Here is a 15,175-nt window from a genome sequence, read left to right on the forward strand (position 1 = left end):
CCTGCTCGCGCCTTCTGCGCGCGTCCCTCCCGGTGTATCCTGCCGGTCGCCGCCCGTGGGACTCCGGGGCGATTTCCGAGCCCAGTCTGGTTACTGTCGTAGGTAGATCGCCCCACCATTCCCCGGGCGGCTTTCGTATGCCGCCCGCGCCCCCCGCACGTTTCCATACCGAGCGCGTCGAGCGCGAGGACCTCGTCATGTTCATCAACGCCTGCTTCGCGTGCAGCGGGCAGGCCGAGTTCTACGGCTCCTCCGGCGGCCAGGTCGTCTCCGTCGACTTCCTCCACGAGTACATCCTCGGCAACTACCGCCGCCTCTACGCGCGCACGCTCGCGGCCGGCATCAACCACTTCAACCAGGCGCGCATCGCCGTGAACCTCCTCGCGACCGGCGCCGAGACGCCCCCCGCCGACAGGCGCGAGGAGGGGCTGCTCATCGCGGCCGCGCTCCGGGAGCTCCCGCCGCAGCGCGCGCTCCGGGCGCTCCGCGAGCTCCGGGAGCGGCGCGTGAACAACCGCCGCGCGCGCGCCGTCATCCGCGACTACCTCGCCGGCCGGCCCGACCCGGCCTTCGACGCCGTGAAGTACCGCGCCCACGTCCGCGCGCTCGCCGTGCACGCCCACCTCCGGCTCCCCGGCGAGATCGGGCCGTTCCTGTTCGAGGCCGGGCGGCGCGCGCCGTTCGAGGCGCCGCTCCTCGAGCGCGCGCGGCAGGCGCGCTACGCGAAGGAGGCGATCTTCGACCTGCCGCTGACCGTCGCCGAGGGCCTCGCCGCCGCCCGCGGCGTCTCGCGCGACGAGCTCCTGCGCCGCGCCGCGCCGCGCATGACCGAGGGCGAGCGCCTGCGGCTGCAGCGCGCCGCCGGGCGCGAGGACGTCGACCTCGCCGTCGACCTCGGCCGCGCCCCGCTCACGCGCGTCGCCCTCTACGCGCTCAGCCTGCCCGAGGCGGCGCGGCGCGACCGCCGCGACGAGCTCCACGCCGCGCTCGAGCGCGCCGCCGCCCGCGCGCTCCGCCGGAGCCCCGCCGCGCTCGGCCGCGTCGCCGCCGTGCTCGATCGGAGCTACTCGGCGTCCGGATCGAGCGAGAAGCGCCGCCGCCCGCTCGCCGTCGCGCTCGGCGTGAGCTACCTGCTGCGCGCCGCCGCCAGCGAGTACCGCGCGTTCTGGACCGCGCCCACGCCGGACGAGATCCTCGTCGGCGCGCGCGGCCAGACCGATCTCGCGACGCCGCTGCTCGACGCGCTCGCGTGGCGGCCGGACGTCGTGATCGTGGTCTCGGACGGCTTCGAGAACGACCCGGCCGGCGCCGCCGCCGAGGTCGCGCGGTGCTTCCGGGCGCGGCTCGATCCGGGGCAGCGCACGTCGATCGTCCACATCAACCCGGTGTTCGACAGCGAGCGGTACGCGCCGCGCGCGCTCGGCCCGTCGATCCCGACGGTCGGCCTGCGCGACGCCGAGGATCTACCGACGGTCCTCGGCTTCGCCCGGTTCGCCGAGGGGACGGCGCCGCTCGCGGAGCTCGAGCGTTACCTCGCGCGGCGCGCGGAGGCCCTGCTCGCGCGGCACGCCAGGGCGCCCGGCGCGTCGGTGCCGGTGGAAGAGTCGCCCATCGCGGCGGCGCTGGCGGAGGCGCCCGCGGCGGCGCTCGAGGCGCCCTGATGGCGAAGGGGCCGGCCCTGCTCCAGTCGCTCTCGCTCCGGGGGCTGACGGCAACGCACGCCCAGGTCTTCGCGGGCGTGCGCCTGGTCCCGCTCCTCCGGTCCGCGCCGCGCGACGACCTGCGCATCGCCCGCCGCCGGTACGACGACCCCATGGCGCTCGTCGATGTGGGCGACGGCTCGTACTACTGCTCGAGCTACGTGCCGCACGCGCTCGTGGTCGGGTGGACCGAGGACGGGTCGCCGGTCGCGTCCTACGGCGCGGCGCTCGCGGGGCCGGCCGACCGCAACCCGCTCGCCAAGATCTGCCGCGGCGTCAACGTGCTCCACCGCATGGTGCGGCGCGAGGCGCGCGGCGAGGACCCGGCCGAGCGGAACCGCCTGCGCCTCCTGCCGCAGCACCTCGCGATGGAGGGCTTCCTCGCCTTGCACTTCAACGCCCCCGAGATCGCCTGGTCCGAGTACTCGCGGCGGGCGATCTCCCGCGGCCTCGATCCGCGCACCGAGGTGTCGCTCTCCGGCCGGGCGATCCCGAGCCTCGAGGACGCGCTGCGCGTCTTCGAGATCCACGAGGGCCAGAGCGGCCTGCTGCTCTTCGTCGGCGAGCTGCTCGCGTCGGTGTTCGTGGTGTCGCACCCCGACGACTACCGCGCGCTGCACCGCACGCTGATCGAGGACTTCTACGAGCAGACGCTGCTCTACGCGGCCCGCCACAACGGCGACAGCCAGGCCTTCACGCACACCTTCGACGAGGCGCAGATCGGCTCGCTCGACGATCTGCGGGCGGCGCTCGGCCGGGCGCGGGCGGAGGCCGGCGCGCTGCACGTGGACACGGCCGCGGGCCTGCTCGGCCGGACGATCGCGGCGCAGCGCGTGTACCGGGCGGGGCCGTTCTCGCTGCAGCGGTTCATGACCGAGCTCGATCCGGCGCTCGAGAACCACATCGGCGAGGCGATCGTGCGCGACGACGGCTCGCTGGAGTACGCGAAGACCTACCGGCTCTCGGCCGGGCAGGTGCGGCGCGCGCGGCTCCTGGAGCAGCTCGCCGCGCACGGGTGGAACCTGGACGCCACCGCGGCGGCGCTCAAGATCACGCGCGACCAGCTGCTCCGGCGGATCGACGGGGAGGGGTTCGGGTACCTGATCGCGGAGCACGTGCTCAAGGCGGCGCTGAAGCGGACGAGGTGAGCCCCGCGTGCTGCCCGGGGGCGCCGGCGCGCGCCCCTCGCGGCGGTCAGAAGCTGGCGCAGAAGCTCGCGTAATCCAGCGCGACCTGGTCGGCGTAATCGAGCGCGATCGCGCGCACTTTGGCGCGGAAGCCCGCGTGATCCCCGTCGGTGAGCGCGTCGATCTGCACGTCGACCGAGCCGGGGAACACCGCCGCGTCCCAGTCGTCGTCGGCGCGCGCGTGCTGCGTCGCCAGGATCTCGCCCCACTGCTGGGCGAGGTTGGTGAAGCGGGTCATCGTCGAGAGGCTCGCGGTGTCGAAGGTGTCCTTGTAGGGCGAGCGCTCGCGCACGCTGTAGCTCTGGCCGTCGGAGAGCGTCATCCAGCCGAGCAGGTCATCGACCCGGTAGCCGAGCGCCTTGTACGCGAGCACGGTCCGGGTTGCCTGGTTGCCGCCGCTCGCCGCGTTGGTCTGGGAGACGGCGGCGGCGGCGATGCCGGCGAACGCGCTCGGCGCGCCCTGGGCCTTGATGTCGAGGAGGCGGTCGTCGTCCTGTCCCGCGGTCGGCCCCTCGATCAGCACGTAATACCGCGTCACGCCGAGCGAGCCGATCCCGCTGTGCAGCCGCTGGGCCACGCTCTTCACCGCGAAGTAGGCGGCCGGCAGCCCGCTGCCGCCGCCGCTCAGGGTGGCGCGATAGGCCGACATGTGGCCCCGGACGTCGGCGTCCAAGGCCGCGGACACCGGGGCGAGATCCGGGTTGCCCCCCGTGTCGAGCGCGCGCACGCCGCCGATCTTGACCGTGAAATCGTCGAGCATCTCGACCCGGCTGTTCGACGCCGCGACGTCGTCGAGGAAGTCGTCGAGCAGGCCATAGGTGTTGCTCTCCGTGAACTTCCGCGTGGTCTCCTGGCTGTTCCCGGCGTAGCTCGCGATCGCGTCGAGGTACGCCTCGGTGAACGCGTCGAGGAGCGAGCTCTGGTCGGCGAGGCTGTAGCCGCCGTTCTCCCGGGCGACCAGCGCGAGGCTCGTGGCGAGCCGCCAGACGTCGAGCTGGTAGTCGCCGATGACCGCCTCGTCGAAATCGTTGATGGCGTACACGACGTCGCCCTGGTCGTCATCGAACGCGCCCATGTTGTTGACGTGCATGTCGCCGCCGAGCCACGTCCGGGTGGAGCTCGCGCCGCCATACGTGAGGAGCTGGGGCGAGCTGCCGAGATCCTTCCAGTAGAGGTGGTTGGAGCCGCGGAAGAACGTGAACGGAGAAGCCTTCATCTCTGCGTACTTCTCGGCCCGAGCGCCCGAGGGCAGACCCGCGTTGGCGCTCGTGATCTCGGCGACGACATGGCTCGTGCGGCTCGAGGCCGCCGAGCCGGGCGTGGCGGCGAGGGCGACCGCGGAGAAGGTGGCGGCGACACAAGAGCGGCGCGCGACGAGCGCTCGAATCGACGGTCTGGACATGGGCTTGCTCCTGGGGGGCGATCGCGGCGTCGTACGTCGAGCGCCGCGCGCACGGCAAGAGCGCGCGCCGGGTGACACGGTCTCGAAGCGCCATCGTCGCTTTGCCGAAGCGGGTACGGCGCTCCCCGGCGAGGGGGTAGGAACACGCGCTCATGCCACGCTTTTCGCGCGGGCTGAGCCTGAGCCGCGGTGTGAGGGGCTGTAGAGACGTGCCGTTTCCGGCGGGCGGGTCACATCGGCGCTCGGAGGTCCTCGTAGCTCGGCAGCGCGCCATCGTTGACGCCGATACCGAAGTTGAACGAGAGCTCCGGTCCCTCGAGGCTCTTCAGCATCGTGAGCTCGGGGTGAAAGGCGACGCCACGCTCGGACCGGAGCTGCAGGCCCAGGCTGCCGCGCAGGAGGAGGCCGTCTGCGGCCAACAAGGCCTTCTCCTTTTCCTTGATGGGGTCCATCACGATGCCGTAGCTGATGCCGGGGGTCACCACGATCGAGAGCCAGTCCGCGGGGTTCACGCCGAGCATCACCGGCGCGTGCATGTAGATGATGGGGCCCTGGAAGAAGGAGAACTGAGCCCCGGGATCGACGGCGAGGTCGAAGACGCCGCGGACCGGGTTCACCTTGAGATCGAGGCCGACCGTGCCGAGGCTGTGGATGTGGGCCCCGAGGTCGATCCTGTCGGTCAAGCCGCCCCGTCGCTGGAACGAGGGGAGCGCCGGCGCGAACCCGCTGGTCGTCGCTGTCGTCATTTCGCCGGTGGCCGGGTCGATCCGGGTTCGTCCGGTCTCGGCGATGAACCCGTAACTCTCGAGGGAGAACGTGGTCGCGATCTCGTCGGGCGCCACGGTCCTCGGCGTCGCGTAGGTGTTCGGGTTGGGGCACCCGGAGAGAAGGACGGAAGAGAGCGCGACGGCTGGAATCGCCGCGAGGCGCGCGGAGGGGCCTCGCGCCGACGGCGCTGTTTCAGGCGCAGCGAACAGCGCATGTTGGGTCGGGCGCGACTGGCATGCTCGTGGCTTTGCTGCCGAGATGCGGGACATGGAAGAGATACGCCGGTTCGGCAGCAGAGATTCGCGGAGGGGCCAGTCGAATGCTTGCTCGGGAGGGCTCGCGCACACGACATGCGCGCGACAAAGGATCTCCTTGGACGGATTCACCTCGGCTCCGGAGCCGGCGGCGCACGACGAGCACGTTTCCAGCGCGATGGCCTTCGAGAGGCATGGGCTGCCCCGCGGATGACGTGCCGTGCCTCGTTTCTGTCCCGGCGGGACCAGCGGCAGCGGCCGCAACCGGGGCATTCTCGGCCTCCGTCTGTGCCAAACGAGGGGACGAAGACGACGATCTGTGCCGTTTCGGCGTTCCGCTGTGTCAGGAGAGGGGGGTCCGGCACTGGCACAACCGCAATGCATTGCGACACACCGGGGTCCGGACCCCTCGAGAACGCTCTGCGGAGCGTCCGAGAGGGCTAAATTGTGCCAAAAACCGCTCCGCGGCTCCCATTTTTGTGCCATTTGCCCACTGAAAACGCGGTTTCTTGTGCCAAGAGGGGGTCCGGACCCCTCCGGAACGCAATGCAGAGCGTTCGCAGGGGTCCCGGACCCCTCGGGTCGTAACGCCGTGCGTGTGCGGGCGGGCTGGAACGTTGCTCGGCGAAACGCGGAGCGCGCCCGAGGCGAAGAGGAGCGCGGACCAGGTAATCTCGCTCGCATGCAGAGGCCCGGGGCATCCGGTGTGTGGATGGAGGTCGCGCTCGAGAGCAGCGGAGCCGAGGTGCGGGCTTCTGCTCGCGGCAGCCGGGGGGAGCAGACGGCGCCTCACGCGCTCGGTCCGGAGCTGGGCGCAGCGCAGCTCCGCAGCTTCGCGAGCGACGTTCGCCAGGCGGCCGCGCGCGGGCGGCCGCTGGAGGAGCGCCTCGCGCGGATGGCGCAGGCGCTCCACGGCGCCGTGCTCCGCGACGGGATCGACGACCTCCGGGCGCGCCTCGGCGAGGCCGCGGGCGGGCCGCTCCTCGTGCGCCTCGCGATCGGCGATCCCGGGCTGCAAGAGGTCCCCTGGGAGGCGCTCGCCGCGCCGGGCGGGGCGATGCGCCATTGGGGGACGTCGCCGGATCTGCTGCCCGTGCGCGGCGTCAGGAGCAACGAGCCGTGGCAGCCGCGCGAGGTGCGCGGCGCGGTGCGCGTGCTCGCGATCGCGCCTGCCGGCGGCGCCGCGCTCGCGCGGCTCAAGGAGGCGCTCGCCGGCCCGATCGCCGCGGGCGAGGTCGAGTGGCTGGCGCCGATCGCGGGGCAGGCCGCGCAGCTGCCCTGGCTCTTCGATCGCCTGCGCTGCGAGCCGATCCCGCACGTGCTCCATTTCGTCGGCCACGGAGGGGTGCAGGACGGCGTCCCCGTCCTGCGGCTCGCGGACGCGGACGGCGACGAGCGCTGGCTGCCGGTCGAGCTCCTCGGGCAGCAGCTCGCGGCCGGCTTCCGCAGCTTCCTCCGGCTCGTGGTGCTCGAGGCGTGCGAGGGGGCGCGGCCGGCGGCGTTCGCGTCTGCCGCGGAGATCCTCGCGCGGGCCGGCGCGGACGCGGTGGTCGCGCACCTCTGGCCGGTCCAGGCCGACGTCGCCAGGGCGTTCTCGGCGCAGCTCCACCGCGCGCTCGCCGGCGCGAGCCTCGGCAAGGGGGACGTCGCGCGCGCCGTGAGCGAGGCGCGGCGGGCGATCCTCGCCGAGTTCGAGGGCAGCGCCGAGGCGTTCTCACCGGTCGTGGTCCTCCGGGGGCCGGACGGGGTGCTGTTCGATTTCAAAGGGCGCAAGGTGGCTCCGCCAGCGGTGCTCGCGCCGGCGGTGAGCGACGCGGCGAGGGCGATCGACCCCGGCCTCGCGCGGATCGTCTCGCGGCCGTTCTCGCTGCTGCTCGGCGATCGGTGGAGGGCCGACCGCGCCGCGCTCGACCGATTTCGCGACAAGCTCCGGACCGAGCTCGCGAAGGGGTCCGAGCCGCCGCCCGCCGGACTGCCGATGAGCGCGCTGGCGCAGCGGTACGCGCTCCGCCGCGGGGCCGACAAGCTGGGCGCCGAGTTCCAGCGCGCGTTTCGCGCCGGCGCGGAGGCTCCGCCCGTCATCAAGGCGCTGGCGCGCGCCCTCGGCCCCGGGGCGCACGCGACGCTGCTCCGCAGCCCGCTGCTGGAGATCGCGCTCGCGGAGCAGCAGCCGGAGAGGACGATCCACGTGATCCAGCCCGACGAGGAGAGCACGCTGGTGCTGCGGCGCGCGTCCGGCGGCGAGTGGGAGGCGCTGGAGGCGCCGCCCGCGTCGGTCGATCTGGAGCGGGAGATCCTGCTGGTCCGGCTCTACCGCGGGTACACGCCGGAGCAGATCTTCACCCGGCCGCTGCTCACCGAGGACGACTACCTGCTCGGCTTCCGCGACCTCGAGAGCGCGCTGCCGCGCGACTTGGCCGACGAGATCCTGAGCACGCTGAACAGCCGGCCGGCTTTGATCGCGGGGATGTCGCTGACGACCTGGCACCACCGGATGCTGCTGCACCGCCTCTTCGGCCGGCGGCCGGTGCCGCGAGGGAGCCTTGCCTTGATCGAGTCCGATGACGCCGAGCGGGAGCTCTGGGAAAAGGGCGTGAGCTTGCCGGGGAGAGCCGGGATGGGGGTCGTTGCGGCGAGCGGCGATGACGTCGTTGACTGGCTGGAAGCGCTCGGGCGAACAGGGAGCAACAGCCGATGAGCGAGGGGAGCACGCCGCACAACCCCTTTCCGGGCCCGCAGCCGTACCGCGCCGCGGATCGTGGGTACTTCTTCGGCCGGGAGGAGCTCACGAGGAAGCTCGCGCGCCGGCTGATGGCTCGTCCGTGTACGACGGTGTTCGGGCCCTCCGGGGCTGGAAAGTCGTCGTTGATGCAAGCGGGGGTGATCCCGCTCCTGGAGGAGGCGCACGGCTTTCGGGTCGTGCGCATCGATGGCTGGCCGCCCGGAGCGACTCCGCTCTCATGGCTGGTGCGTGCGCTCTTCAACGATCTAGAGCTCGGAACGGTGCCGCCGCAGATGAGCCCAGGGCAGGTGCTCGAGCACGCGGTGAGCCTGGCCGAGCGACGGAGCGAGCGGCCGATCCTGGTCTATTTGGATCAGCTTGAGCAGCTGCTCTTTCCGGGACGAGATGCGGACGAGGCGATCGCCGTGATCGATGCCGTCGATCGGCTGGCGCAGAAGCCCATTTGGGGGCTACAGATCGCGCTCTCACTCCGGGAGGATTACCTGGGGCGGTTCCGGGATCGGGCGAGGGGACGGCGCGAGCTGCTCGAGCACGGTTTCCGGCTGGGGCCGCTCTCGGTGGGGGAGATGGTTCGATCCGTCTGCCGGGCGGCGGAGGAGGGACGGCCGCGCCAGCACTGGTCCGAGGAGCAAGTGTGTGCGCTGATGCTGGAGGTGAGGATGCCCGGATCGCCCGCCTCGGAGGATTCCGACGTGCAGGCCGCGTTCGGGCAGATCGTTTGCCGGGCGCTGTGGGAGGAACGGGCGGCGGGGCGAGGCCGCGAGGCCGGGGCTGTGGAGGCGGAGTCGATCCTGCACCGGTACCTGGAGGCCACGGTGGAGGGGCTCGGGATTCTGAGCGGGGCGGCACGCCATCTGCTCGAGGAGCACCTCGTCGACCGCGCGGGACACCGGAGGTTGCTGACGGAGCAGGAGGCGCGTGGGGTACTGCCGGCAGGAGCTGCGACCGAGGTGCTAGGCCACCTGGAGCGGGCGGCGGTGCTGCACGCAGAGGAGCACCAGGGGAGTCGATACTTCGAGCTCGGGCACGATTGGCTCGCCGGCCGGGTGTTCCAGCGGCGGCAGGAGCGCGAGCGGGAAGAGGAGGCGAAGAAACGGAGAGAAGAAGAAAACCAGAGGAGCGCCCGGGAGCGGGCGGCGCGGCGGACGCTGGGGTCGATTGCGGTGGTCGCGGTTGCGGTGGCGGCCGTGATGACGGTTCTCGTCGTTTGGGCGTTACGGCAGCGAGACGCGGCGCGGCGCGCGGAAGACGTCGCGCGGCAGTCAGAGAGTACTGCGAAGGCAGCGCAGCGGGAGGCTGCGGCCCAGGCGGCGCGAGCGCGGGTCTCTTCGTTGATGGCCGGAGTTCGTGAGCTCCTGGCGAAAGGACAGCCGGCGTCCGCAGCGAAGCTGCTCCTCGAGGTAGGCGAGCCGGGCGACGTGCGGGGGTGGACCGACGTTGCGCGTGACGTGCTGGACCTGGGTATTCCAACGCTGACCATGCGCGGCCATCGAGGTCCGGTTTTGTCCGCCCGCTTGAGCGCCGATGACCGTCGCATCGTCACCGCGTCGGGCGACAAGACGGCGCGGGTGTGGAACGCGGACGGCAGCGGGACACCCGTCGTGCTCAGGGGCCACGAGGGCGAGGTCCTATCGGCAGTGTTCAGCGCCGACGGGCAGCGGGTGGTCACCGCGTCGGGCGACAAGACGGCGCGGGTGTGGAACGCGGACGGCAGCGGGACGCCCGTCGTGCTCAGGGGCCACGAGGACCGGGTTCTATCGGCGGCGTTCAGCGCCGACGGGCAGCGGGTGGTCACCGCGTCGGGCGACAAGACGGCGCGGGTATGGAACGCGGACGGCAGCGGGACGCCCGTCGTGCTCAGGGGTCATGAGGACGGGGTTTGGTCGGTAGAATTCAGAAGAGATGGAAAACGGGTGGTCACCGCGTCGGGCGATAAGACGGCGCGGGTATGGAACGCGGATGGCAGCGGGACGCCCGTGGTGCTCAGGGGCCATGAGGACGGGGTTTCATCGGCGACGTTTAGCGAGGACGGGCAGCGGGTGGTCAGCGCGTCGGGCGATAAGACGGTGCGGGTGTGGAACGCGGATGGCAGCGGGACGCCCGTGGTGCTCAGGGGCCATGAGGACGGGGTTTCATGGGCGACGTTTAGCAGGGATGGAAGATATGTGGTTTCTGCGGGCGATAAGACGGCGCGGGTGTGGAACGCGGACGGCAGCGGAACGCCCGTCGTGCTCAGGGGGCACGAGGGTTGGGTTCCATCGGCAGTGCTCAGCGCCGACGGAAAGCGTGTCGTTACTGCGTCGTTCGACATGACGGCACGGGTGTGGAACGCGGATGGCAGCGGGACGCCCGTCGTGCTCAGTGGCCACGACGGCTGGGTTCTATCGGCGGTGTTCAGCGCCGACGGGCAGCGGGTGGTCACCGCGTCGGGCGATAAGACGGCGCGGGTGTGGAATGCGGACGGCAGCGGAGCGCCCGTCGTGATCAGAGGCCATGAGCACCAAGTTCGGTCCGCAGTGTTCAGCGCCGATGGGCAACGTGTGGTCACCGCGTCGCTGGATAAAACGGCGCGTGTCTGGAGCGCGGATGGCAGCGAGAGGCCCGTCGTGCTCAGGGGGCACGACGTCGGGGTTCTATCGGCAGTGTTCAGCGCCGACGGCAAGCGTGTGGTCACGGCGGGCGATGAGACCGCGCGGGTGTGGAATGCGGACGGCGGCGGTACGCCCGTCGTGCTCAGGGGCCACGAGGCCGCGGTCTTGTCGGCGGCATTGGGCGCCGATGGACAGCGTGTTGTTACCTCGTCATTGGATAAAACGGCGCGGGTGTGGAACGCGGACGGCAGCGGGACGCCCGTCGTGCTCAGGGGCCACGAGGCCGCGGTTCTATCGGCGGCGTTCAGCGCCGACGGGCAGCGTGTGATCACCGCATCGGGCGACAAGACGGCGCGGGTGTGGAACGCGAACGGCAGCGGGACGCCCGTCGTGCTCAGGGGCCACGAGGCCGAGGTTGTATCGGCAGAGTTCAGCGCCGACGGTAGGCGTGTCCTCACCGCCTCCTTCGATAAGACGGCGCGCGTGTGGAACGCAGACGGCAGCGGTACGCCCGTCGTGCTCAGGGGCCACGAGGCCGAGGTTTGGTCGACAGCGTTCAGCGCGGACGGGCAGCGTGTGGTCACCGCTTCCTTCGACAAGACGGCGCGGGTGTGGAACGCGGACGGCAGCGGGACGCCCGTCGTGCTCATGGGACACGAGCGCGGGGTCAACTCGGCAGAGTTCAGCGCCGACGGGCGGCGTGTGGTCACCGCTTCCTTCGACAAGACGGCGCGGGTGTGGAACGCGGACGGCAGCAGGACGCCCGTCGTGCTCAGGGGCCACGAGGCCGAGGTTACATCGGCAGAGTTCAGCGCCGACGGGCAGCGTGTGGTCACCGCGTCGGTCGACAAGACGGCGCGGGTGTGGGCCATCTCTGCGCAAGCCCTTCAGCAGAGCCTCCGCGCTGCCACCACCGATTGCCTCTCCCCTGAAATGCGCCGAACTTACCTCGACGAGAGCGATGAGGCCGCCCGGAAGGGATACGAGTCCTGCGAGCGCTCCTACGGCCGGACGCCGTTCTACCCGGAGGTTGACCCGCCGTGAACAGCTCAAATGCCTGATAGCGTCACTCTACCGCGAGGGGCCATCGGAAGGAACAGGGGCGCCGCCAGCCAGCCAGACCGGCAAGGTCGCCGCCGACGGCCTCGGCAACACGACGTTCGATGGGCCGATTCTGTCCATCGAGGACACCGCCGCCCGCGCGCTCCTCCCGCTCTGGCCCCTCCTCCGCGCGTGGCATCGAAAAATAATGAATGGACACGGCCCCCTCGGCATGCCGCCGACCCGTCGCGTTGACCCTCCATCACACCCCTGGCACCCTGCGGCCCATATGACCGCTGCCGCCCCCAGCACCTTCGAGCTCTTGCTCGCGGACGCCATCGAGCTCCGCCCCACCCTCGCGGCGGGCCTGCCCGAGATCGCGGCGGGCAGCGCGCCGAAGCCGGAGAAGACCTCGCGGGCCGTGGACGCGTTCTCGCTCGAGATGCCCGACGCGGACCCCAACGATCTCGAGCTCCAGCGCTGGTCGGTGATCGCGCCCGAGGGCGCCCTGGGCGACCAGGCGATCGAGGCGATCACTCCGCTCCTCCGCCTGCGCGAGGCCGAGCAAGGGGCGAAGGTCGAGCCCTACCGCGTCAGGCCCGACATGGGCACGGCCGAGTCGCTCCGGTGGAAGAACGAGGTGCTGCGCGGCGAGCGCGTCCCCGAGGAAGAGAGGCCGCGGTACCTGCTCCTCCTCGGCGATCTGGACCAGATCTCCGCCGACCTCCAGCACGTCCTCGCGAACGGCAGCTTCGTCGGCCGCCTCCACGTCGCAGGCGCAGACGGCCGGCCGGATCTCGCCGGCTATGCCGCCTACGCGGAGAAGGTCGTGCGCTGGGCCGAAACCCCGACAGACCACGACCAGCCCGACGCCCTGTTCTACGTCGCGGAGGACGGCACCGCCGCGACCGAGCTGGGGCGCAGCCTGCTCGTCGATCCCTGCATCGCAATGGCCCGGAAGCCGGGCCGGCGGCGCTCCCCGGCCGCGAACGTGGTCGAGATCCCGAGCGCCGAGACCGCGGACGACCTGCTCCGCGCGGGGAGCACCGCGAGGCCCTCCGTGCTCCTGTCCGTGAGCCACGGGCTCGGCCGGCCCAGCGCCGGGTGGGCCGCCGTCGAACAGCAGCGCGCGCTCCAGGGCGCGCTGCTCGTGGGCGCATGCGGGGGCCCCGAGGCGCTGCTCACGGCGGAGAGGCTCCAGAGCGCCCCCTTCCTCCCGGGCGGCCTGTGGTTCTGTCTGGCCTGCTTCGGGGCCGGGACGCCCGAGCAGAGCGCGTTCTACCCCTGGCTCTCCCTCCTCGCGCGCGAGGGCGCCTATGCCGGCCAGGCCCGGCGCGTGCTGGCGAGCCTGCCCCGCGACGGCGAGCGCCCGTTCCTCGCCGCGCTGCCGCAGGCCGCGCTCCGCAACCCCGACGGGCCGCTCGCGGTGATCGGGCACCTGGATCTCGCCTGGACCTACAGCTTCGTCGACCCGGCCCGGGCGGCGCAGAGCCGCGCCTCCCGGATCTTCAGCAGCCTCCAGGCGACCGCCCGCGGCAGCCGCGCCGGCGTGGCGCTCGACGCCCTGATGCGCTCGTACCGCGAGGCCAACGACGAGCTGATCGCGGGCTATCAGGCCGAAGAGGACGCGCGCGCATGGAACCGGCCTTCCCCGGTCGAGCCCACCCACCGCAGCCGCGCATTCATGCTCCGCAACGATCTGCGCGGCTACGTGCTGCTCGGCGATCCGGCGGCGCGGCTGCCCCTGAAGGGCAGTGCGCCGACCAACCATCCTTAGGCCTTCAGGTCCGAGACTGGCTTCACAGCTGGCGAGCGACCCGGACACCCTCGTTGCGGAGCGGACGAACAAGCTCCTAGATTGAATGGATGAAGCGCCCGGGACGGTGCCTGTGATCACGACATCACACCGGCGGACGCCGTAGACAACCGCGCGTCGTACAGGCATCGTCGTCGCTGTCGACACGGTGCGTCTGCAGCGTCGCACCGGCCGCCACGGAGGTGCGCATGCGCGCAGACTTGGACGCTTTTCCTGAGCCGCTCGCGGTGCTCGACGCGACCCTGCAGCTGCGAGAGGTCAACGCGGCATGGCGCCACGCCTTCGGGGCGGCGCCGGTCCTCGCGCCGCAGGCCGAGGAGGCGGCGCGCGCGGTGCTCGGAGGGGCGCAGCGCCGGATGGAGATCGACGCGGGGGCGGGGAATGGATCGGGCCCGCAGCGCTGGACGTTCCTGCGCTGCGCGAGGGCCGAGGGAGGGCCGCTCGTCTTCGTGCACGCGCGCGCGCAGGACGGGGCGGCGCCGCGCCGCCGCGAGGAGGAGCTCGCCGAGGAGGTGGAGCTCCTGCGGAGCTTCATCGACCTCGCGCCCAGCCTCATGTTCATCAAGGACCGGCGCAGCCGTTACGTCATGGCGAACCGCGCGCTCGCGGACTGCTACGGCATGACGCCGGAGCAGGTCGTCCACGCGTCCCAGCACGAGCTCACCGCGAGCGCGGAGGAGGCGGCAGGGTTCGCCAGCGTCGACCGGCAGGTCATCGACACGCGGCAGCCCGCGGTCATCGAGGAGAAGGAGACGCGGCCGAACGGCGAGGTGCACTGGTACGAGACCGTCAAGAAGCCGATCGTCCGCACGAGCGGCGAGGTGCAGGTCGCCTGCTTCAGCGTGGATGTCTCCGAGCGCCAGCGCGCCCAGGAGGCGCTCCAGCGCTCGGCGCGCGAGCTGCAGACAATGGCCGCGGCGGCCCGGCGCGAGGCGGACGAGAAATCGGCGCTCGCCGCCGAGCTCGATCGGAGGCTCGCCGTCATCCAGGCGCAGCACCGGCAAATCCTCGCGCTCTCCGCGCCCATCCTGGAGGTCGCCGACGGCATCGTCGGCGTGCCGCTCATCGGCGCCATGGATGAAGAGCGGACGGCCATGCTCACCGAGCGCCTGCTCGACGCCATCGCGACGCGGCACGTGCGCAGCGTGGTGATCGATCTCTCGGCGCTCGAGGCGATGGACACGCGCACCGCCGACCGGCTCGTCGGCATCGTCCGCGCGATAGGCCTGCTCGGCGCGCGCGCCGCGATCACGGGGATCCAGCCCGCGGTCGCGCAGACGATGACCTCGCTGGGCATCGATCTCTCGAGCATGGTCACGATGCGCACCCCGAAAGACGCGATCCGCCTCTTCTCGACCCGGAGCTGAGCCCGTGAGGTCGCGCGGCGCGCCCCCATCGGCGCTTCGAGCTCCTTTTGGCGCGCCCGCGGGGAGCGTAGAGGCGCGCAGATTTGTTCGGGCTCCGACATTCGAGCGGGTTTCGTCGTGAGCGTGCCCTCGGTGTTGACAGCTGAGCCCGCCGGCCCGTAACCTCGATCAGATACCGAGACTTGGGTGCTCGATGCTCGCGGCGTCCCTCGGGTCATGACCCCTCTGGGCACGCCGAAGGCGCGGAGACGCAAGCGCTCGGATCGAGGGGGCCTGTGCCCCCTCATCGGACCATCTCGACATACC

8 protein-coding genes are annotated in these 15,175 nt (G+C 71.8%); 6 read left to right on the forward strand and 2 right to left on the reverse strand.

Annotated features, from left to right (window positions below; translation table 11 throughout):
* Positions 1-137: 137 nt before the first annotated feature.
* Both WME83_RS11750 and WME83_RS11755 read left to right on the forward strand, forming a co-directional pair.
* The gene (locus WME83_RS11750; RefSeq protein ID WP_437319363.1) at positions 138-1,661 is read left to right on the forward strand and encodes a hypothetical protein; all 1,524 of its coding nucleotides are present in this window, start codon (positions 138-140) and stop codon (positions 1,659-1,661) included.
* Entirely contained in the window at positions 1,661-2,848 is a 1,188-nt protein-coding gene (locus WME83_RS11755) for an ARPP-2 domain-containing protein (protein WP_437319364.1), read from the forward strand. Before WME83_RS11750 ends, WME83_RS11755 begins: the two co-directional genes overlap by 1 nt.
* Positions 2,849-2,894: 46 nt before the next feature.
* Here WME83_RS11755 and WME83_RS11760 read toward each other — a convergent pair whose 3' ends face one another.
* Positions 2,895-4,289 (reverse strand): DUF2252 domain-containing protein, encoded by a 1,395-nt coding sequence (locus tag WME83_RS11760; RefSeq protein WP_437319365.1) that lies wholly within the window; start codon positions 4,287-4,289, stop codon positions 2,895-2,897.
* A 230-nt stretch (positions 4,290-4,519) separates the two neighbouring features.
* Positions 4,520-5,131 carry a hypothetical protein gene (locus WME83_RS11765; RefSeq protein ID WP_437319366.1) on the reverse strand — a complete coding sequence of 204 codons (612 nt, stop codon included), beginning with the start codon at positions 5,129-5,131 and terminating at the stop codon, positions 4,520-4,522.
* Between the two features lie 925 nt (positions 5,132-6,056).
* Here WME83_RS11765 and WME83_RS11770 point away from each other — a divergent pair.
* The 4 genes from WME83_RS11770 (at position 6,057) to WME83_RS11785 (ending at position 14,869) form a co-directional block, all read left to right on the forward strand.
* A complete protein-coding gene (locus WME83_RS11770; protein ID WP_437319367.1) occupies positions 6,057-8,009 on the forward strand; it encodes a CHAT domain-containing protein in 1,953 nt (650 codons plus the stop codon).
* Positions 8,006-11,689 carry an nSTAND1 domain-containing NTPase gene (locus WME83_RS11775; RefSeq protein WP_437319368.1) on the forward strand — a complete coding sequence of 1,228 codons (3,684 nt, stop codon included), beginning with the start codon at positions 8,006-8,008 and terminating at the stop codon, positions 11,687-11,689. Before WME83_RS11770 ends, WME83_RS11775 begins: the two co-directional genes overlap by 4 nt.
* A gap of 286 nt (positions 11,690-11,975) precedes the next feature.
* Positions 11,976-13,463, forward strand: a complete 1,488-nt coding sequence (locus WME83_RS11780; protein WP_437319369.1) for a hypothetical protein — start codon at positions 11,976-11,978, stop codon at positions 13,461-13,463.
* A 227-nt stretch (positions 13,464-13,690) separates the two neighbouring features.
* Positions 13,691-14,869: a PAS domain-containing protein gene (locus WME83_RS11785; RefSeq protein ID WP_437319370.1), complete on the forward strand. Its 1,179-nt coding sequence runs from the start codon at positions 13,691-13,693 to the stop codon at positions 14,867-14,869.
* Positions 14,870-15,175: the final 306 nt, after the last annotated feature.

Origin of the sequence: Sorangium sp. So ce385, assembly GCF_051474135.1 — a bacterium.
GTDB lineage: Bacteria > Myxococcota_A > Polyangia > Polyangiales > Polyangiaceae > Sorangium > Sorangium cellulosum_D.